The organism is Arthrobacter sp. B2I5, assembly GCF_030816735.1.
Classification (GTDB): Bacteria; Actinomycetota; Actinomycetes; order Actinomycetales; family Micrococcaceae; genus Arthrobacter.
Genome location: NZ_JAUSYF010000001.1, coordinates 589,161 through 608,061, shown reverse-complemented (window position 1 = coordinate 608,061; position 18,901 = coordinate 589,161). Strand labels below are relative to the sequence as shown.

Genomic DNA, 18,901 nt, shown 5'->3' with positions numbered 1-18,901 from the left:
CTGGAGCGTGACCCCGCCGGCTTGGGACCCGCCCTCCCTACGCCGACTGGGCCTGGCTGCCCCTGTCCGCGAAATCCGCCAGGACACCCTCGCAGCTGCGGATCACCACCCGGCACGCATCAAGGGCGGGCCTGGGAGTCAGTGGGCTTTCAGCAACCCTGCGCCAACGCGCAAGGCAGCGCCGCGCCTCGGCGGCCAGCACATCCGGGCTTGAGTCGGCCGCCAGGCCCAGCCGCAGATCCGGGGCCGTGCCGTGGCCGCCGATGATCCGTTCAGCTTCCGCCGCCAGTTCGGGGCCGAGGTCCACCCCGGTGGTCCGGAGGGCTGCCAGCAGCCGGAGCTCACGGAACTCATGCGCGTTTGCCTGCAGCCGCTCCAGGGACGCCGCCAACTGTTCCGATCCCCCGCGGGGGTGGCTGTCCAGGAGGTTTCCCACCGCAACCAGCGCGGTCCTGGCCTTGAGCGCCTCGGCCCGCGCCTGGAACTGCCGTTCCAGCACGTCCAGCAGAGGGTCCAGGCCACTGCGGCGGGCGAGTTCATGGGCCAGCGGCGTTGGTTCCGGGTATCCGTTGCGGATGAGGACCACGGCCAGCCGGATCCCGAAAAGCCCGTAGCGCGCCAGCAGTGAGGAGCGTGCTTCTTCCGTTAGTCCCTCAGGTTCCCTGGACCGGCGGAACCTGTCGGCCGAAAGCATCATCCGTTCACGTGCGTCCCGGTCCAGGGTGGCCAGCAGTTGGAGGGCCTCGAAGTCCGGCTGGCGAAGGGTACGGGCGCTCTGGGCAAGCAGTCCGGCGACGGGGACAACGCCCAGTGCCAGCTTCCGGAGGTTGGGGTCCCGGCTGTACCTTTCCGCGATGGTGCCGGCGGACAGCAGAGAGTCGATGCGGCCCGCCCCCACCTCGTCGGCCCGGGACAACACCGCGAGGGCGTTGACGGTACCCGAGCGGCCCGCCCCGGTGTCCCGGAAGGATTCAAGGAACCGGAGGTCGGACGCATGCAGGTGGCGCATCAGGTAGATGACGGCATCAGCTTCCGACGCCGAATCCTCCGGGGTCAGGAACCTTGCGGACCGCGCTGACACGTCCTGGGAGAGGGAGGCGATGCCCGGGGTGTCGATCAGCGTCATGGCCTGCAGGGCCGGGGCAGGCCATTCGACGTCGAGCCGTTCCACGTCTTCTGCCTGGACGCCGTCAAGGACAAAGACCAGGCGTCCGTCCACGCGCTTCAACGGCAGGTTCCGGGGCTCCCCGGTGGTGGGGTGAAGTGTGATGCGGGGAGTGTGCCCGTGCCGGTACCACGTGACGATCCGGGTGCATTCGCCGGTGTCAGTGGGGGCGATCTCTTCACCGATGATGGCGTTGAGGAGCGTTGACTTTCCTGCCTTCACCATGCCGGCAACGGCAATCCTCAATGGCTCCGCCAGGCGCCGCGCATAGCCGTGCAGCGCAGCAGTGGCCTGCGGGTCGCCGGCGTAAACATCCAGCGCTTCCCGGATCAGTCCAGCTGCCCCCGCGGTAGTGGACGGTGTCATCCAACCCCCGCCCCGCTGCGGGTCCCGGCGGCAATAACCTCCGCGGCTATGGCTTTAGCGGAGCGGTGCAGCGCATCCACCTTCTTGAGTTCGGCCCTGATGTCCCGGATGCGTCCTTCCTTCTCCTGGGCGTACGATGTGGCAGCCTTCTGGGCTGCGGCCACCGAATCCGACAACGACCTGTGGTACTCGTCCGCGATCTCGGTGAAGTGGTCTCGGATGGTCCGCTGAACCAGCCGGAGCCTGTCCTTCAGCTGCTTTCCCACCTGGAACGTTACGTCGTCGAGCTGGCGCCTCACCAGCGCTTTCGCTTCTCCCTGGCGGCGCTTGAGCCGCGTTTCTTTGTCCTCCCGGTAGGCCTTGCGCCCCAGCAGCAGCCCGGCGCCCACCGAGAGCGGATTGATCAGGGCCATCCCGAAAATTCCCGTCAGGAGGCCAAACATCAGGACCCCGCCGTAGGACCCGCGCATGCCGATCAGGACTTTCTGGACCGGGTTCACGCGCCCCGGATCCAGGCCCGGCATCTGGTCCACCGGGTCCAGCGCGTCCCCTGAGTCGTCCACGTGCAGAACGGGCAGTGATACTTCGTCGGCTGCGAAGTGTTCTGCCACGTGTGCGGCCAGCCATTGCGACCGCTCGCTGGTCCAGACGAAGGTGTCAGAGACGGCCGCGGCGACGCACTCTTCGAGCCATTGGGAGAATTGGGGCCAGACCGGTCCGGGATCGCCCTGGTCTATGGCCGTCTCGGCTTCCCGCTGGATCCGGCGCAGGCGGTCCCGGAGGTCGTACTCCATGTCGGCGATGAGGTCGTTGATGCCGTCACTGAGGGTCAACTGCCAGCGCGCGGACCGTTTCCGCATCTCGTCCGCCTCTGTCTTGGCCCGTTCAAGGTCTGCAAGCATCTGCGGCGTACCGGCAGGGTTTTCCAGGGCCTCAAGCTCGGACTGCAGGGACAGCCGCAGGTTGTCCGTCACGGACAGCAGGTCCTGGCTGACGGACCGGCGCTGGATGCGCTGTGCCTTGCCCACCACATCATTGCGCAGGTGGGCCACCAGGCCGGGGAAGCCGGACTCTGCGTTGAGCTCGCTGTCCTGGAGCCGTGAGGCCTCAAGGCGGAGGTCCGCGGACAATGGGAACAGCGGAATGTCTGGAGCCACCTGGTCCAGGTGTGTCCTGTCCAGTTCCTCCACCCGGCGCCATTCCGGGTAGAGGTCCGTCTTGGAGAGGACAGCCGCAACGCTGGGGGTGATCCGCATGGCCTGGCGCAGGAACCGCAGTTCCGGCTCTGTGTATTCCTGGGAGGCATCCGATACCAGCAGCATGGCGTCCGCGGTGGGCAGGGCGGTAAGGGTGGTGAGGGTGTGCGTGGAGCCCATGCCGCCCACGCCCGGGGAGTCAATGATGCTGAGGCCCCCGGTGAGGATCCGGCGGGGCAGGCAGACTTCCGCGGCCACGAGTTTCCTGCTGTTGCCCGGGTTGCCCTGCTCCGAGACGAGCGCCGGGAGCTCTGCCAGGTCGACGGGCCGGCGCTCCACGCTGCTGTCCCCGCCGTCGCCTGCAGCCTCCCCGCCAGGCTGTTCCGGCGCGGGGACCAGCACCGCGGCGGAGGCCGGGTCCCCGTAGCGGACGACGGTGGGCACCGAGGTGGCAATATCGTCGTCCACCGGACACACCGGTGCATTCACCAGGGCATTGATGAGCTTGCTTTTCCCCTGTTTGAACTCCCCCACCACAATGACCCGGATACTGGGGTCCTGCAGCCGGGCCATGGCCTGGGCCAGCCTCCTGCGCAGGTCCGCACGCTCTCCGGTGCCCACCAGCTGCAGGCCCTCTTCAACGAGCCTCACCAGCTGGCCGGCGGTCATTGGCCCCGGTGCCCTTGCCGGTCCTGCTTCTGCCACAGCGGCCCCCTTTTCCTGTGCGCCCGTCGGTACTACGGGAGCAGCCCGGCAGGAGGTCATTGCCTCCTGCCGGGCGGTTACCTCCCGGACGTAGCGTGTTGGAACCAGCGTGTTACAGCACGGTGGAGTCGTCAACCACCGAATCGTCGATGGTGGTGTCGTTATCGAGGTCGATGTCCGTGTGGCTGGAGTTATCCTCCGTGAAGTCGAGCTGGTTGTCCGCCACCACAACGCTGTCCTCCACGTTGCTCGTGGCCGAGTTGTCCTGGAAGGAGTCCTCCACCTCCACGTCGATGTCCACCGCGGTGGTATTGGAATTGTCCCGGTTGAAGGAGTCCTCCAGCACCGTCGTGGTGGAGCTGTCCTGGTTGAAGGAGTCCTCCACCTCCACCGTGTTCTGCGTGGAGTTGTCCGAGTTGTCGTTGAACGAGTCGCGGAGATCGAGGTCGGTGTCGGTGCTGACGGAGTTGTCGGAATGGTCCGAGTTGTCGGAATTGTCCGAGTTGTCGTTGAAGGAGTCGTCCAGGTCCAGGTCCGTGTTGAAGGAGTCGGCGATGTCCGTCTCCTCATTGCCGATGTTGACGTCCCCGCCTGCATGGATGGAATCGTCCGTGGACTCATCGACGGAGCGGTCGGTGTTGTAGGAATCCCTGATGTTGTTCGAGTCCTGGAGATCGGCATCGTCACCGGCGGCCACGGCGTGGTCCCCGGCTGCCACTACGGCGTCGTTGTCGAACCACTGCTCCACGTCTCCGTCCGCCCAGATGTTTTGGCTGACCGACTGGTCCGTGACGGTGTCCCGGTCGTCCACCATGGTGGTGCTGGCGGTATAGGAGAAGTGGTTTACCACGTGGTGCAGTTGCTGTACCGCGTGTGCGTGGTCGTCCTGCTCGTAATTCCTGCCGCCATGGGCGGCCCCCTGGCTTCCGCTGTGGACGGCTGATGCACCCACGGCGTGGCCCGCCGAGGCGGCTGCTCCGGCCCACACGTTGCCGGCGCCGGTGTTGTATTCGCGCTCGAACGACGGCGCGTTGACGGTGATGGGTGCATAGTCCAGGACCACGGGCATTGCAGCGTCAACGTCAGCCAGGCACACGTTCCCCAGGCCGTGTTCGGACAACGCCCTCTCCGGGTCATCCAGGAAGGCCTGGATGGCCTTGCGGTTGCCGAAGAGGTGCATCAGGAATTGAACAAGGTCATTTGCGAGTGTTGGCATATGCGTGGTCCTCACATCTTCGTTAAGTTTCGGATCATCCGGCGGAACGTGTCGGGCTGCTTCAAACCTAGGTTCGCTGCCGGAGACAGGGCATCGGGCGCATTCCCCCTACCGGTTGGATCCGCCCCGGGGCGCTCCCGCCTCCGCTGCTAGGGGCATTAGGGACTACTCCTGTTGCGGGTTCAGGTGCTGGGAGTTCTCAACGCCGAGGGCCACCCTTAAACGGGCCAGCAGGTCGGACCGGTTTTCAGCGCCAAGGCGGCGGCGGATCCGGGCAATGTGGTGTTCTGCCGTCCTGGGCGAAATGTAGATGGCTTCGCCGATCTCACGGTAGGTTTTGCCCTCAAGCACCAGCCTGGCCACTTCCTTTTCGCGTTCACTCAGACCAGAGCCGTCCGGCTGGTGCGCCCTGCCGCCGTTCTCGGCAGCGGTTCCTGTTTGAATCGCGGCCCCGGACATGCCGCCGGTCGGGCTGCCCTGCGGGTGAAGGTCCCGTGCGCAGGAGAGCAGGCGCATCATGTCCCGCCGCTCGTCGGCACGTGCGGCGGCGTGACCTGCCAGCCTTGCGCCCTCCCAGGGCATTCCAACAGCGCCGAGCAGCCTGGCCGCGCCCTCCACATCAGAGGTGCGGAAGCGGCCGGCGAGCACCGATACCCAGGCTTTTCCCGCAGTGGCCAGGACTGCGGCAAGCTGGCTGTGGGCGGAGGCCCGCGCCAGTGCCGTTGCGTGCGGGGCAAGATCGGCGGGGCTTTCATTCAGCAGCGCGGCCTGGACGCCCGCCCAATGCAGGGGAACGGCCCACAGGGCGGGTTCGCCCAGGCGGCCCAGCAGCCTCCATGCCTCTTCCAGGTAGTGCGCCACGCGCCGCGTCTCCCGCAGGCGGGCAGCAGCGATCAGCAGTTCTCCCCACGGCAGCAGGTTGTAGAGGTCCACCGAAGTATGGAGCATGGCCTCGCGGGCCCGTTCCCATGCCCTGAGGAGTTCCGGAACGTCGCCGTTCCGCCGGGCGAGACCCACCTCGAGTGCCGCGCACATGAACTCGTCCCGCGGGACCAGCGGCCAGTGGTTGACCTTGGCGGCTTCCGTGGCGGCCAGCCGGGCATCCTCGAGTTTGTCCTGCATCATGCACGCCCAGGCCTGCAGCAGCAGGAGCCTTGGTTGCGCGGCATTGCCGCCCTGCCCGGCAGCAACAGCAGCCCTGCAGACGGTTTCCGCCAGGTGCGGCTCACCGGTGTGCAAGGCCAGCAGGGCTGCCAGGGCGGCTGGCGTCTCCGGAAGCGGAAGTGATGTTCCTGCCGAGTTCAGCATGTCCGAGGCGTGGATCAGCACGGAGATGCCCTGTTGCGGCTTCTCTCCCAGGGATGCAAAGACTCCCTGGCCGGTCTGGACCAGGGTGGCGGCAAGGAGGGTGGGCGACGCTGCCGGCGCCCCGGGCTGGAAGAACGCCTCCGCACCGTCCCGGTCTCCGACTCCTATCAGGACGACGGCGGCAAGGGGCGCCGATACGCCCACCCGTTCCGGCCCCAACCAGCTGTAGACATCGGCTCCGCGTGCAAGCATCCCCCGTTGCGCCCACACGGAGGCGGCCACGTCCGCACCCCGCCGGGCATCCTGCGGTTCGGTGCTGACCAGGAGCGTGTCGATGGTGCGGGCAGCGGCATCCAGTTCACCATCGCCGGCTGCCGCCTGTGCGCGCCGTGCTGCCGTCGCCACCGGATCGGCGCCGGCCAGGAGGGCCTCCTCGTATAGCTGCGACGCGAGCCTAGGATTATGCTCCAATGCACTGTCCGCGGCCAGCTCGAGCTCAACAGCCACCCGGGCGTCAGACAGTCCTCCCCGGGCCAGCTCGCGGGCAAGGCTTCCCAGCCGCTGTCCCGTCGAGGTGAACACACCCACAAGCTCACGCTGGAGCGCGTGCACCTTGGCAATGGGTGTGGCGGCCAGCAGTGCGTGCTGCGCCGTCCCCACCACAGTGCCGTCCGGCCTCAGCAGCCCGGCGGCCTCTGCCCGGTCCACCAGGGCATCAAGGTCCTCCACCCCGCCGTTGCCGAGCTTCTGCTGCAGGTCCGCGGGAAGCGGCCCCGGCAGGGCGAAACCCACCGACAGCGCCAGCAGCAGCTCCCGCACCACGGCGTTGGTGCCCTTCAGCTGCCTGGCCATCAGCTCGGCGGCGTGCAACGGGTGCCCCTGGTCCTCCGGTCCTGCGAACGCAGCCTCCAGGTGTTCCTCCCGCTGAAACTGCACGTCCTGATACTGCACGTCCTGATGCTGCATGTCCTGAAGCTCCGCTCCGTGGATGTGCCCATCCATATCAGGCCCCCGGAGAGGTGGTCGGGGCCGTTTCCACGGCTGCTTCAACAGAAGGGGACGCGGGCTCAAGCGGTGTCTCTTGCGGCAATGACGTAGCTTCCACGGCCACCTCCGTTAGGGTCGTCGAGGGATTCGGGTCAGATGCCGGACTGGTGCTGTCCGGCGAGGTGGGCGGGGTGGTTTCCCCTGTGGGCGGATCGGTCGCCGGAGAAGTGGAGGGCTCACCCGTCCCGGGACCGGTTGGAGTCTCGGTGCCTGAACTCTGCGTGGGTTCGCCTGAACCGCCGGGCTCCTGGGTATTCGAAGGGGTCCCGGAAGGAGTGCCTGAAGCGGTGCCTGACGGAGTCCCGGAGGAGGTGTCCGAAGGGGTCCCGGAAGAGGTGTCCGAAGGGGAGGCGGGATCCACGGTAACGGCCCCGGGAACAGTCTCTGACCCGTCCGGCGTCCCACCGGAACCGGCGAGTGGATCGGGGGCGGCAACTCCGCCTGCCACGACAGGTCCGTCCGCAATGGCGCTGCTTCCCGGCCCCGGCCCTTCACCGCCGGCTGCCTGCCCGGCGGGGGGTGCGGCAGCTGCTTCCAGTCCAGGCTCTGCGGCAAGGGGTTTCCTGGCGCTGGCCTCGACGCCTGCAAAGGGGCCGGGGACCCCCGCTGCCGTTGTTGCTTCCCCGGCACCGGCCTCGGCGGCACCGGCTGCATCTTCGCCAACTGACCCGCCCGTAGTGCTGGCACCGGCCTGCGGCACGAACATGGCCGTCAGGCTGCCGAAGCCGTCCGGGCTTTGGGCGGCAGTAGCCGTGAGGACCGTCAGGAGAGCGGCGGCCGCGGCAACAGCGGTCACTCGGACGGTGGGTTTTGGAGCGTGCGCGCCCCCGGCACCGTGCCGTGCACCGCGGACGGTGCCTGGCCCTGCAGGCGCACCTGCCGCCGTCGTATATTTGCGTGACCAGCTGGGCATTGCCGGGCCGGTTGGCGCGGGTGGCATGTCAGAGAGTACGACGGCGGATGGAACCTCTGCGGCGTCCGCTTCGGTGACTGCCGCTTGGGATCCGACTGCTTCAGCTGCGGCGTGGGCAAGGACGGCCGCTACGGCGGCTCCCAGGCAGATGGAGGACTTGGGGTCGGCGTCCACGGCGATGGGCCGGTCCAGCTCCTCGGACACCACCTGGGCCACGAGGGGAATCCGGGAGGAGCCGCCGATCAACAGCACCGTGGACAGGTCTGCCGGCTCCAGGTGGAGTTGGGCCAGCGAATGCTCCAGGGCTTCCACCGTTTCCCGCACGGGCTCTTCGATCAGTGCCTCGAACTCTGAACGGACCATGCGGACCTGCTGCTGGACGCCGGGAAGCAGCACCGGAATGCTGGCTTCACTGTCCGCAGAGAGTGCTTCCTTGGCCTCCACGCATTCCCGCCGCAGCCGCGTCAGGGCCCCCAGCACCGCCGGATCGCTGGTGTCCAGGCCTTCCAGCGCGTTCCCTGTATGCGCCGCCACGTAACGGAAGACGGCGGCGTCAAAGTCGGCGCCGCCCAGGTCTTCGATGCCCTCCGGGCGCCCCAGGAGCTCAAAGCGGCTGCTGCCGCACTTCCTCAGCACGGCCGTGTCGAAGGTGCCGCCGCCGAGGTCGTACACGGCAATGGTGCTGCCTTCCTCCACCCGCACCTGGGATGCGTAGTGCAGGGCTGCGGCCTCGGGTTCGGGAAGGAGGGTCACGTTCTCCAGGCCATGTGCGGCGAGGGCATCACGGATCACTGAGAGGCGGTGGCTGCCCCAGGCTGCGGGGTGGGTCAGGAAAACGGCCGACGCCGGACCCCCCTCGCGTTCGGCGGCCCGGTCCGCCACCCAACGGGCCATGGTGGCGAAGACGTCCTCCGGCTGCAGCGCCAGGGTGCCCAGGACGAACGGGACGTCGTCGCCAATCCGGCGCTTGAATTCCCGCACTACGCGTTCGGGCGAGTCCAGTCCGCGGCGTTCCGCGGCCTCGCCAACCAGGACCGCGCCTTCCTCGGGGTAGTACACCACGGACGGCACGGAGGCTCCACGCGCACCGAGGGGCAGGCACTCGGGCACGGCGGAGGGACCGTGGTGAAATCGAACAACGGCAGCTGCCGTGAAACTGGTCCCGACGTCAACGGCGAGAGCGTAGCTCATGGGTACCTCGGAAAGCTGGTGTTTCACCTGCAAGCTTCATCACAGGGAACGTCACAAACGTAGCATTACCGAAGGACCGGGGAACACCCCTGTTGGTACATCGAATGGTTATTTACCGGGCAGTAGCCGTAACTGAGTGCCGTCACCCGTTTCGGGTTCAAAAAACCCCGGTTTTTAGGGCCGGAAGGCCCTGTTCCAAGGGCCTGATGATCCTCCCTAGAGGCCTGAGTAGGAGTGGAGCCCGTTGAAGAACTGGTTCACGATGGTGAAGTTGAAGATCACGCAGAGGTAGCCCACGATCGACAGCCACGCTGCGCGTGTTCCGGTCCAGCCGCGGGTGGCACGTGCGTGCAGGTAACCGGCGTAGACCACCCAGATCACGAAGGTCCACACTTCCTTGGTGTCCCAGCCCCAGAACCGGCCCCAGGCTTTCTCGGCCCAGATGGCACCGAACATCAGGGTGAAGGTCCAGCCGATGAAGGCGATGGCGTTGATGCGGTAGGAAAGGTTTTCCAGGCTCAGCGCGGACGGCACCAGGCGCATGAAGCCGAGCTTGTCGGCGCCGCCTGCCGCCACCGCCTTCTGCCGGTGGGACTGCACCAGCTGCAGTGCGGACATGGCAAAGGTCAGCGTGAACAGCGCCGAGGACAGCACAGCGATGGAAACGTGGATGACCAGCCAGTAGCTCTGGAGGGCGGGAACCAGGTGGCCCACCGGGGTCCAGAACGCCACCGAGGCAGCCACCAGCATGATGACCACCAGGCCCACCACGAAGGTGCCCAGGAAGCGGAGGTCGCGGCGGATCAGCGAGAGCAGGAACACGGCCGCCACCAGGAACGCGCCGGTGGTGAGGAATTCATACATGTTGCCCCACGGCACGCGGCCTGCGCCCAGTGCCCTGGTAACCACACCGGCGCCGTGGATGACGGCCGCAAGGGCGGTCACGGCTACGGCGACCCGCGCCGGAACCCGGCGCTCCGCGGCGTACTTCATGTCGCCGTCGGCCGTTACAACGCCGCCGGTTCCTGCCCGGCCAGCCTTGGCAGCGGACGACGACGGACGCTCGGCCCGGCCTGCCGGCCCGTCCAGGCGGGACTCGACACTGGATCCTTCGCGTTCCCCCGCCCCGGCAGCAACACCGGCAGCTACCGGGACCTTGGCGGCAGCACTTGCCTGGGCGGCCTTGAGGTCCACGGCGCGCAGCGCCTTGCTGCTCTTGGCCAGGTCCCAGGCGAAGGCGATGAAGGCCACGGTGTAGGTACCCGCCGCCAGCAGCATGAAGAGTTCGCTGTACTGGCCCATGGTTTCGTTGATTCCGAATGGCATTACTGGTCCTTTTCGGGCCCGGTGGGGCCTGCTGGGGTGGTGACGGGGCCTGCGGCATTGTCGGCGGAGCCTGCGACATTATCGCTTGCCCGGCTGGGAGTTCGCTGGGACTGGACATCGTCTTGAGAGGAAAGGACTTCAGAGGCAAGGTCCTGGGACGCAGTGCCTTCAGGGTCTGTGTCTTCCGGCAGCTGCCACTCGGTGGAGAACAGTTTCCGGAGGGCTGCTGCCTCTCCGGCCAGGCGGTGGTCCTCGCCGCGGGCCAGGAGTCCGTATTCCACCATGGTCCGGCCGTCCTCGGCGGTGCCCGTCCTTACCCAGACGCGACGGCGGTTGACGTACAGCGAGAGGATCAGGCCGGCCACGGCCAGCAAAGCGAAGACCAGGGCGTACGCCTGTCCGGGGTTGTGGTGGATGTCCACGCCGATGTACCGCTTCACGCCGTCGAAGCTGATGGTGCCCTTGCCGTCCGGCAGCGTGTAGGTGGAGCCCGGCGCAAGCGTGATGCCGCCGGCTGCCAGGTTCCTGGCGTTGAGCGGGGTCAGGTTCTTGACGTCCAGTTCGAAGACGTTCTGCGGGGAGCCGCTGTTCAGGCCCAGGTCCCCGTAGTAGGAGTTCAGGGTCAGCTGGGGGTTGAACAGTTCCGGGTCGGCGCTGAAAGAGACGTTCTTGTCCGTGACGAACGCGGTGGGGAGGAAGAAGCCCACGAAGCCCAGCTGGTCCGGCTGGGCATCCGGCACCTTGATGACCACGGAGGAGTAGTAGTTATCGCCCTGCAGTTTGGCCACCACCGGGCCCTGCATGGCCACGTTGCCGGCTCCGTCCCGGATGGTCACCACCGGTGCGTAGCCGTTGCCGGTGAGGTAGATGCTGGTCCCGCCCAGGGTCACGGGATCGTTGACCTTCAGGATTTCCTGCTTGGGCGGGGCGTCCGGGTTTTCCTTGGTGGTGACGGTGGCGGCGAAGTCGATGGGCTGGCCGAACTTGCCCCTGGATTCGCGGTCGAACGTGATGTTGAACTTGTCCAGCTGGAGCGAGTACGGCTGTAGCTGGCTGGACTGGAAGTTGGTGCCCGGGTTGAACTGGTCGTAGCCCACCAGGGTGTTCACGAACGTGTCGCCTTCCACCAGGATGCGCTGGCCGCTGTACCCGAACAGGCCGCCCGCGGCCACGGCCACCAGCACGCCGATCAGCGAGGTATGGAAGACGAGGTTGCCCACTTCCTTCATGAAGCCGCGCTCGGCGCCAAGGGATGGCCGGTCGCCGTCGGCGTCCCTGACCTCCACCCGGTAGCCGCGCCTCCGCAGCAGCCCTGCCGCACCGTTGATGGCGTCCGACGCCGGGATCCCGGCTCCGGCGGGGATCACCAGGGTGCCGTATTCCGGCAGCCGGGAGAGGCGCTGCGGCGTGCGCGGCGGCTGGGAGCGCATGGCCTTGTAGTGGGCGATGGCGCGCGGCACCACGCAGCCGATCAGCGAGATGAACAACAGAAGGTAGATCGCTGAGAACCAGGCCGACGAGTAGACATCATAGAGCTGCAGGGAGTCCAGCAGCTTGCCGTAGTCCGGGTGGTCCTTGATGTACTGGGTCACCACCGCCGGGTTGGCCGGCCGCTGCGGGAACAGGGAGCCGGGGACGGCGGCGACGGCGAGGAGCAGCAGCAGGAACAGCGCCGTGCGCATGCTGGTCAGCTGGGTCCAGGCCCACCGCAGCATGCCCCTGGGCCCCAGGGCCGGAAGGGCGGCCTGGGCTTTAGCCTCCGCAACGGGGGCGGATTGCTTCTTCTTTACGTTCACACGCTCGCTCATCAGATCGGCAACTTCACGTCGGTTTGGAACCAGTACTGCAGCCCTGTCACCCAGGTCCCCCAGACGCCGGTGGCCATCAGCAGCCCGAGCACCACCAGGATTCCGCCGCCGGTCCGCTGGATGGCCAGCCGGTGCTTGCGGAAGAACGCCATGACGCCCATCCCCCGGCGAAGGGCCAGCGCGATCAACAGGAACGGAATGCCCAGCCCCAGGCTGTAGACGAACGCCAGGAAGGCGCCCTTGGCCGCGGAGGATCCGCCGGAAAGGCTCAGCAGCTGGACGGCTGAATAGGTGGGGCCGATGCACGGCGCCCAGCCCAGCCCGAAGGTCAGGCCCAGCAACGGCGCCCCCCAGAGCCCGGCCGGTGGTTTGGCATGGATCTTCGCGTCCCGCTGGAGCCAGCTGAAGCCGCCCATGAAGACGATGCCCATGATGATCACCAGGACGCCCAGGAGCTGGGTGATCCACGCGTTCTGGCTGCCGGTGATCAGGGTGCCCAACTGGCCGAAGGCGCCGCCCAGCAGGACGAAGATCACCGAGAAGCCCAGGACGAACAGCCCGATCCCTGCCAGCATGCGGCCACGTTTTTGCTTTTGCAGGTCCACGCCGCTCAGGCCCGTGACGTAACCGAGGTAGCCGGGAACCAGTGGAAGGACGCAGGGGGAAAGGAAGGAAACCAGTCCGGCGAGCAGTGCCACCGGAATGGCCAGCAGGATGGAGCCGCTGAGGATGGCTTCAGCAAAGGGGCTGTTCACGGTCCCGCCCTACTCGGCCACGGCGGCGCTGATGAGGGCTTTCAGGGTGCCCTTTTCAATCTCGCCGAGGACGCGTGAGGCCACCCGTCCCTGCTTGTCCAGGACCAGGGTGGTGGGCACGGCGCCGGGCGGCACCAGGCCGGACACGGACAGCAGGACGCTGCCGTCCTTGTCGTCAAAGCTCGGGTAGGTCAGGTTAAAGGTCTTCTCGAACGCCTCCGCCGTGGGCTTTTCGTCCCGGAGGTTGACGCCGAAGAACTGGACACCCTGGTCCTTGAACTCCTGGTGCAGTTCTTCGAGCAGCGGTGCCTCCACCCGGCAGGGGGCGCAGGCGGCGAACCAGAAGTTCAGGACGCTGACCTTGCCCTGGAAGTCGGCGGGGGTTACTGCGGTGCCGTTGAAAAGCGCACCCTGGATCTGCACGGCTTCCTTGCGGTCCCCGGCCGCGAACTCGGTTACGGAGCCGTCACCCGCCACGTAGTTCTTGTTGTCCCCCGCCTTGGCCTGCTTGGCCAGCGCATCCTCCTGGGCACAGCCGGACAGGCCCAGGGTCAGTGCGGTGAGGGCCATGCCGCCGGCAGCGAGCATGCTCCGGCGCGAGGGAAGGTTGTTGCTGCTCACGGTCAGGCTCCAGGGGTGCTGGCGGCACCGGGAAGAAGGGATGCCGCGGGTTCGCTGTACTCGACCCGCAAAAGCGAGCCGTCGTCGTCGAACACCAGGGACGTAACGGATGTCAGGGTGCACTCGCGCTTGCGCGGATCGTGCCACAGGGGCCGGCCTTCGGCGCTCAGCCGGGCCGTCCAGATGGGCAGCTGGTGGCTGACCAGGATGGCCTCGGGCCCCCGGGCGCCGAAGTCGCCTGCAGCCAGTTCGATGGCCCGCAGCCGGGCGTCCTGTGCAGCGGCGGCCACCCTCGCGGCCTGCCGCTTGTACGGTTCACCCCACGACGGGCGCAGCGGGTTGACCAGCCGCGGCCAGTGGCGGGGCCGCCGGAGCTCCGCCTTGGTGACCTTCATGCCCTCGAAGTAGTTTTCGGCTTCGATGATCCGCTCATCGGTGTGGATCTGCAGGCGCAGGGCTTCCGACGTCGGCCGCGCCGTTTCCTGCGCACGGTCCAGCGGGGAGGCGGCGAGGTACGTGATGCGGGCCCCGAGTTCGGCGCGCTGCCGGAAGTGTTCTGCGAGCGTCCGGGCCATCTCCTGCCCCAGTTCGGAGAGATGGAATTCGGGAAGCCGCCCATAGAGAACGCCGTCGGGATTATGGACCTCGCCGTGGCGGAGCAGATGGACAGTGGCTTGGGGCATGTTTACCAGTTTCTCAAAGATGGCGTGCGATCCGAAATCTTCCGCACATGCTTTCTACAAACAGTAGAACTGAAGTTTTTGAAGAAATGTTCCGGAGCCGGGAACAAAACATGCAAACGCATGTTTATACTGGATGCAGCAGGTTAGTTGAGGCTTCAACAGATGAAGGTTCAACCGCGCAACCAGCCCGCATACCTATACAAGGAGCAACATCATGGCACTTCCCGCAGACGTCACCACCGGTACCTGGACCCTGGACAACTCCCACAGCGAGATCGGCTTCACGGTCCGCCACGCCGGCATCAGCAAGGTCCGCGGCCAGTTCAAGGAAGCCGCCGCCACCCTGGACCTGGCCCAGGATGTTGCCGACTCCACCATCAACGCCACCATCCAGACCGCCAGCTTCGATTCCGGCGACGTCAACCGCGACGGCCACGTCAAGGGCGAGGACTTCTTCGACGTGGAGAAGTTCCCCGAGATCTCCTTCGTGTCCAACGGCCTGGTGGCCAAGGGCAACAGCTACGAACTCACCGGCGACCTCACCATCAAGGGTGTCACCCGCCCGGTGACCCTGGAAACCGAATTCAACGGCGTTGCCGTTGATCCGTTCGGCAACACCCGCGCCGGCGTCTCCGCCGAGACCACCATCAGCCGCAAGGACTTTGGCCTCACCTGGAACGCGGTCCTGGAAGCCGGCGGCGTGCTGGTCAGCGACAAGGTTGCCATCAACCTGGAACTCGCCTTCATCGCTCCCGCAGCATAATTTCACCCCCTCAGGGGCACACCCCGGCACCAGGCCTACCCGCCTGGCGCCGGGGTCCCCTTGTTTAACGGCAACTGTTTAACGGCAACTGTTTAACGGCAACCACCTGCGCCAATAGCGGTGGAATCACCCACAACGCGGCCTGCCGGGGGTACGGTGGACTTAAGCCATGCTGGGGGGAAGGCAGAGGACCGATTCCCGGCAGCCTACCCGGATCCCAACCTGCAGAAGGAACGCCATGAGTACTCCTCCCGTCCCGCCACCCGCGCCCCAGGACCCCCATTCCGGCAACGGCCAGCCCGGGCATGACCAGTCCGGCAACCAATCCGGAGACCAGCAGCCCCGCTACGGCCAGAACGCACCCCAGTATGGCCAGAACGCCCCGCAGTACGGGCAGAACGCGCCCCAGTACGGCTCCCAGCCGCCGGCAGCGCCCCAGTACGGCCAGAATGGGCCCCAGTATGGGCAGAACCCGCCCCAGTACGGCTCCCCCTATGGCCAGAATGCGCCCCAATATGGGCAGTCGCCGTATGGCCAGTCCCCCTACGGCCAGTACCCTTCGGAGCAGCCGCAACCCGCCGGCGCCAACGGAATCCCGCAGCTGGTGAACATCTCCTTCTGGCTGCTCATCGCGTCAGCCGTCATTTTCGTCGTCGCAATGCTCACCGGCCTCAGCCAGCTGGACGACCCCGCCTACCGGCAGGCCTTTGAGCAGCAGATGGAGGCCGGCGGCGCCACCGGAGTCACCTATGACGACATCCAGGGAGTCATTGCCGGAACCCTGGTGGTGTTCGCCATCATCGGCGTGGCCCTCTACCTGCTGGTGGCCTTCTTTGTCCGGAAGGGCAAGAACTGGGCGCGCATCCTGGGCACCGTGTTCGCTGCGCTGTCAGTACTGGGCCTCTTCGGTCCCCCCAGCCTGGGCACGATCGGAACGCTCCTGGGAATCGCGGCCATCGTGCTGCTCTACCTTCCCGGGGCCGCCCCGTACTTCCGGAAGCAGCAGCCGTTCGCCAACCCGTACTCGGGCGGCTTCGGCAATCCGTACGGACGGTAGCGGTACCCGCGCTGACAGTCAGGCGGCCCGGGATGCATCGCATCCCGGGCCGCCTGCTTTAAACTGCTAGGCCGTCTGCCCAGGCGTCTGGGCCCGTTGTGCGTGGTAGGCCAGGATCTGGAGTTCGGTGGCCATGTCCACCTTGCGGAGGTTCACGCCTTCGGGAACCTGCAGCATCACGGGTGCGAAGCTCAGCACGCTGTGCACGCCTGCCGCCACCACGCGGTCGCACACCCCCTGGGCCACCGCGGCAGGAAGGGCCAGCACCACCATGTTGGCCCCCGTACGGTGCAGGACGGTTTCAAGGTCTGCCACGTCGCTGACGCGCAGCCATCCCACCTCGTTGCCCACCACCATCTGGTCGGCGTCGAAGATGGCCACCACGTCGAACCCCCGCGATTCAAAGCCGCCGTAGCGCGCCAGCGCCTTGCCCAGGTTGCCGGCGCCCACTATGGCCACTTTCCAGTCGTGGGTCAGTCCCAGGGCAGCGGCAATGTGGCGGCTGAGGTACTGCACCTCATAGCCAACACCCCTGGTCCCGTAGGACCCCACATGCGACAAGTCCTTGCGCAGTGTTGAGGAACTGACGCCTGAGGCTTCCGCCAGGGAGTCGGAGGAAACGCGCTCCACGCCCTCGGACAGCAAGGTGTTCAGGGCGCGGAGGTAAATGGTCAGCCGGGCCACGGCGGCAGGAGGTATCTGCTTGGCGATTGGGCCCGTGGCATCCGGAAGGTCCGGGACAGGCTGGGGCGTTGAACCCAGGGATGTCACCCGCACCTCCCTTGCGTCGCGTTGTGAGTCCACTCTAGGTCCCTGCCGCTCATGGCTTCAAAACCCGGGCCATCGAAAAACCGCGGCGTCCGGGCATCTGATGTCACTGCCGCCACTCCCCTACTGGGCCATGGCGCGCTGCAGCACGCGTTCCAAGCGGGCCTCGTCGATCTTCCAGAAGTCGCGCTGCACGCCGTCCACCAGCACTACGGGGATTTCCTCGGCATAACGCTCACGCAGGTCGGGCTGGTTGTCCACCTGCTCTTCGCTCCACGTCAGGCCCAATGTGGCAGTGACCCGGGCGACGGCGTCGCGCGCCTCCTCGCAAAGGTGGCAGTCAGCTTTGGTGACCAGGACGACGCGGGGTGTAGCCATGGCTTAACGGTATCGCCGTTCGTGGCGTGCCGGTGACGCCGACGGCGGCTGGCCACTGGATTGACTAGACTCGAGTCCATGCCCGAGGAGAAATACGTCGCCGTAGTCACGCGGCCGGTTGCTGCGCCGCAGCCGGGCGAGGCGGCGTTTTTCGATGTGGACAATACCTTGATGCGTGGCGCCAGCCTCTTCCATGTGGCGCGGAAGATGCACCAGCGCGGAGCCTTCACCCTGAGGCAGGCGGCTGGTATGGCCTGGCAACAGTTCAAGTTTGTGGCCCGCGGAGAGAACATGGATGACGTCCACGCCGTCCGCGACTCCGCCCTGACCCTGGCAGTGGGCATCAGCGTGGACGACATCAAGGCGCTGGGCGAAGAAGTCTACGACGAAATGATTGCGTCGCGGATCTGGCCGGGCGCCAAGGCCCTGGCCGAGCAGCACCTGAGGGTAGGCCGCCGCGTCTGGCTGGTGACGGCCACCCCCATCGAAGTGGCCACCGTGATCTCCACCCGGCTGGGACTGACCGGAGCCCTGGGAACCGTGGGCGAGGTTTCCGACGGCATGTACACGGGCAGGTTAGTGGGAGACATCCTGCACGGCTCGGCCAAGGCCGTGGCCGTCCAGGCCATCGCGGACGAGGAAGGCCTGGACCTGAAGCGCTGCTGGGCCTACAGCGATTCCTACAACGACGTTCCGCTGCTTTCGCTGGTGGGCCACCCGGTGGCCATCAACCCGGACGCCAAGCTGCGCCGCCACGCGCGTGACCACAACTGGCCGGTTTACGATTTCCGCGCCGGCCGGCGCGCCGCCACCTTTGGGCTCAAGGCGGCCACCTTCGGCGGAGCCGTTTACGGCCTTTGGAAGGGCTTCGCCCGCATCCGCGGCCCCCGCATCTAGGTAGCAGCAGATGTCGTTATGAGCCCCCATAACGACATCTGCTGCTACCTAGTTGGGCGGGGGACACAGAAATGCCCGCCGCCATGAAAGGCGACGGGCATTTCCACGCTGTTCGAAGTATGTCTACTTCTTGTTACGGCGCTGGTGACGGGTCTTGCGAAGCAGCTTGCGGTGCTTCTTCTTGGCCATACGCTTGCGACGCTTCTTAATAACTGAACCCACGAAAGTTCCTTACAAACTAGATGCAGTACCTGTCTGATGGAGAATGTCCGTGGACAGAGCTACGAACTGAACAACTGACAGATTCTTACAATGACGTAAAACGTTCCTTAACAGGGTACCGCTTATCGGGAGCGGCTCAGGACAGGCCGCCTCAGGCGGTCTCGGTGTGGCCGTCCACCACAGCACCCTTGAGGTACTGTTCAACGGCGTTTTCGGGGACCCGATAGGAGCGGCCGAAGCGCACTGCCGGCATTTCGCCGGAGTGGACCAGGCGGTAAACAGTCATTTTGGAGACTCGCATGACCTCGGCTACTTCAGCCACGGTCAGGAACTTCGCGTTGGAGAAGTTCTGTTCTGCCGACATTTCCCTATTTTCCTTTGCTGACGGATGGACAACAGTGACCCCAGGTACGTGCCAATGCGGTGTTCCGATGCTGAGCCATCCACCAACCACCTAAAAAGATACTCTAGATGTTCCTGTGGCAGATGTGAAAGTAGTGCTTCCCCTATTTCACC

The 18,901-nt window shown here is 66.3% G+C and carries 17 protein-coding genes; 3 read left to right on the top strand and 14 right to left on the bottom strand.

What is annotated here, in order from left to right; translation table 11 throughout:
* Positions 1-37: 37 nt before the first annotated feature.
* The 10 genes from QFZ60_RS02830 to QFZ60_RS02785 form a co-directional block, all read right to left on the bottom strand.
* Positions 38-1,531 carry a dynamin family protein gene (locus QFZ60_RS02830; protein WP_307087949.1) on the bottom strand — a complete coding sequence of 498 codons (1,494 nt, stop codon included), beginning with the start codon at positions 1,529-1,531 and terminating at the stop codon, positions 38-40.
* Positions 1,528-3,396: a dynamin family protein gene (locus QFZ60_RS02825; RefSeq protein ID WP_307093186.1), complete on the bottom strand. Its 1,869-nt coding sequence runs from the start codon at positions 3,394-3,396 to the stop codon at positions 1,528-1,530. The genes QFZ60_RS02830 and QFZ60_RS02825 overlap by 4 nt, the downstream gene beginning before the upstream one ends.
* A 148-nt stretch (positions 3,397-3,544) precedes the next feature.
* Complete coding sequence (locus QFZ60_RS02820; RefSeq protein ID WP_307087947.1) at positions 3,545-4,648, bottom strand: IniB N-terminal domain-containing protein; 1,104 nt, start codon at positions 4,646-4,648, stop codon at positions 3,545-3,547.
* 165 nt (positions 4,649-4,813) lie between these two features.
* Complete coding sequence (locus QFZ60_RS02815; RefSeq protein WP_307087946.1) at positions 4,814-6,922, bottom strand: LuxR C-terminal-related transcriptional regulator; 2,109 nt, start codon at positions 6,920-6,922, stop codon at positions 4,814-4,816.
* A 37-nt stretch (positions 6,923-6,959) separates the two neighbouring features.
* Positions 6,960-9,107 (bottom strand): Hsp70 family protein, encoded by a 2,148-nt coding sequence (locus QFZ60_RS02810; RefSeq protein WP_373427705.1) that lies wholly within the window; start codon positions 9,105-9,107, stop codon positions 6,960-6,962.
* 216 nt (positions 9,108-9,323) lie between these two features.
* The gene (gene ccsB, locus QFZ60_RS02805) at positions 9,324-10,433 is read right to left on the bottom strand and encodes a c-type cytochrome biogenesis protein CcsB (protein ID WP_307087941.1); all 1,110 of its coding nucleotides are present in this window, start codon (positions 10,431-10,433) and stop codon (positions 9,324-9,326) included.
* Positions 10,433-12,241: a cytochrome c biogenesis protein ResB gene (locus QFZ60_RS02800; protein ID WP_307087939.1), complete on the bottom strand. Its 1,809-nt coding sequence runs from the start codon at positions 12,239-12,241 to the stop codon at positions 10,433-10,435. Before QFZ60_RS02800 ends, ccsB begins: the two co-directional genes overlap by 1 nt.
* The gene (locus QFZ60_RS02795) at positions 12,241-12,996 is read right to left on the bottom strand and encodes a cytochrome c biogenesis CcdA family protein (RefSeq protein ID WP_142028950.1); all 756 of its coding nucleotides are present in this window, start codon (positions 12,994-12,996) and stop codon (positions 12,241-12,243) included. The genes QFZ60_RS02800 and QFZ60_RS02795 overlap by 1 nt, the downstream gene beginning before the upstream one ends.
* A 9-nt stretch (positions 12,997-13,005) precedes the next feature.
* The gene (locus tag QFZ60_RS02790) at positions 13,006-13,584 is read right to left on the bottom strand and encodes a TlpA disulfide reductase family protein (RefSeq protein WP_307093184.1); all 579 of its coding nucleotides are present in this window, start codon (positions 13,582-13,584) and stop codon (positions 13,006-13,008) included.
* 35 nt (positions 13,585-13,619) lie between these two features.
* On the bottom strand, positions 13,620-14,300 hold the full coding sequence (locus QFZ60_RS02785) for a histidine phosphatase family protein (protein WP_307087936.1): 681 nt from the start codon (positions 14,298-14,300) through the stop codon (positions 13,620-13,622).
* Between the two features lie 214 nt (positions 14,301-14,514).
* On the opposite strand from QFZ60_RS02785, the gene QFZ60_RS02780 reads away from it, so the two are divergent.
* Entirely contained in the window at positions 14,515-15,063 is a 549-nt protein-coding gene (locus QFZ60_RS02780; RefSeq protein ID WP_307087934.1) for a YceI family protein, read from the top strand.
* Positions 15,064-15,301: 238 nt separating this feature from the next.
* Positions 15,302-16,120: a hypothetical protein gene (locus QFZ60_RS02775; RefSeq protein WP_307087932.1), complete on the top strand. Its 819-nt coding sequence runs from the start codon at positions 15,302-15,304 to the stop codon at positions 16,118-16,120.
* A 66-nt stretch (positions 16,121-16,186) separates the two neighbouring features.
* Here QFZ60_RS02775 and QFZ60_RS02770 read toward each other — a convergent pair whose 3' ends face one another.
* Positions 16,187-16,891 (bottom strand): redox-sensing transcriptional repressor Rex, encoded by a 705-nt coding sequence (locus QFZ60_RS02770; protein ID WP_307087931.1) that lies wholly within the window; start codon positions 16,889-16,891, stop codon positions 16,187-16,189.
* 120 nt (positions 16,892-17,011) lie between these two features.
* Entirely contained in the window at positions 17,012-17,266 is a 255-nt protein-coding gene (locus tag QFZ60_RS02765; RefSeq protein ID WP_142117605.1) for a glutaredoxin family protein, read from the bottom strand.
* A gap of 78 nt (positions 17,267-17,344) precedes the next feature.
* Between QFZ60_RS02765 and QFZ60_RS02760 the strand changes: the two genes are divergently transcribed.
* Complete coding sequence (locus QFZ60_RS02760; RefSeq protein WP_307087930.1) at positions 17,345-18,163, top strand: HAD family phosphatase; 819 nt, start codon at positions 17,345-17,347, stop codon at positions 18,161-18,163.
* Between the two features lie 123 nt (positions 18,164-18,286).
* Here the strand turns inward: QFZ60_RS02760 and QFZ60_RS02755 are convergent, their stop codons facing one another.
* Both QFZ60_RS02755 and QFZ60_RS02750 read right to left on the bottom strand, forming a co-directional pair.
* Positions 18,287-18,385, bottom strand: a complete 99-nt coding sequence (locus QFZ60_RS02755; protein ID WP_003792170.1) for a 30S ribosomal protein bS22 — start codon at positions 18,383-18,385, stop codon at positions 18,287-18,289.
* Between the two features lie 151 nt (positions 18,386-18,536).
* A complete protein-coding gene (locus QFZ60_RS02750) occupies positions 18,537-18,749 on the bottom strand; it encodes a helix-turn-helix domain-containing protein (protein ID WP_043452394.1) in 213 nt (70 codons plus the stop codon).
* Positions 18,750-18,901 lie beyond the last annotated feature (152 nt).

What these genes read in the sequence shown, in the direction of transcription:
- QFZ60_RS02830 (WP_307087949.1), bottom strand. Translation starts at nt 1,531, where the DNA reads ATGACACCGTCCACTACCGCGGGGGCAGCTGGACTGATCCGGGAAGCG.
- QFZ60_RS02825 (WP_307093186.1), bottom strand. Translation starts at nt 3,396, where the DNA reads ATGACCGCCGGCCAGCTGGTGAGGCTCGTTGAAGAGGGCCTGCAGCTG.
- QFZ60_RS02820 (WP_307087947.1), bottom strand. Translation starts at nt 4,648, where the DNA reads ATGCCAACACTCGCAAATGACCTTGTTCAATTCCTGATGCACCTCTTC.
- QFZ60_RS02815 (WP_307087946.1), bottom strand. Translation starts at nt 6,922, where the DNA reads ATGCAGCATCAGGACGTGCAGTATCAGGACGTGCAGTTTCAGCGGGAG.
- QFZ60_RS02810 (WP_373427705.1), bottom strand. Translation starts at nt 9,107, where the DNA reads ATGAGCTACGCTCTCGCCGTTGACGTCGGGACCAGTTTCACGGCAGCT.
- ccsB (WP_307087941.1), bottom strand. Translation starts at nt 10,433, where the DNA reads ATGCCATTCGGAATCAACGAAACCATGGGCCAGTACAGCGAACTCTTC.
- QFZ60_RS02800 (WP_307087939.1), bottom strand. Translation starts at nt 12,241, where the DNA reads ATGAGCGAGCGTGTGAACGTAAAGAAGAAGCAATCCGCCCCCGTTGCG.
- QFZ60_RS02790 (WP_307093184.1), bottom strand. Translation starts at nt 13,584, where the DNA reads ATGCTCGCTGCCGGCGGCATGGCCCTCACCGCACTGACCCTGGGCCTG.
- QFZ60_RS02785 (WP_307087936.1), bottom strand. Translation starts at nt 14,300, where the DNA reads ATGCCCCAAGCCACTGTCCATCTGCTCCGCCACGGCGAGGTCCATAAT.
- QFZ60_RS02780 (WP_307087934.1), top strand. Translation starts at nt 14,515, where the DNA reads ATGGCACTTCCCGCAGACGTCACCACCGGTACCTGGACCCTGGACAAC.
- QFZ60_RS02775 (WP_307087932.1), top strand. Translation starts at nt 15,302, where the DNA reads ATGAGTACTCCTCCCGTCCCGCCACCCGCGCCCCAGGACCCCCATTCC.
- QFZ60_RS02765 (WP_142117605.1), bottom strand. Translation starts at nt 17,266, where the DNA reads ATGGCTACACCCCGCGTCGTCCTGGTCACCAAAGCTGACTGCCACCTT.
- QFZ60_RS02760 (WP_307087930.1), top strand. Translation starts at nt 17,345, where the DNA reads ATGCCCGAGGAGAAATACGTCGCCGTAGTCACGCGGCCGGTTGCTGCG.
- QFZ60_RS02750 (WP_043452394.1), bottom strand. Translation starts at nt 18,749, where the DNA reads ATGTCGGCAGAACAGAACTTCTCCAACGCGAAGTTCCTGACCGTGGCT.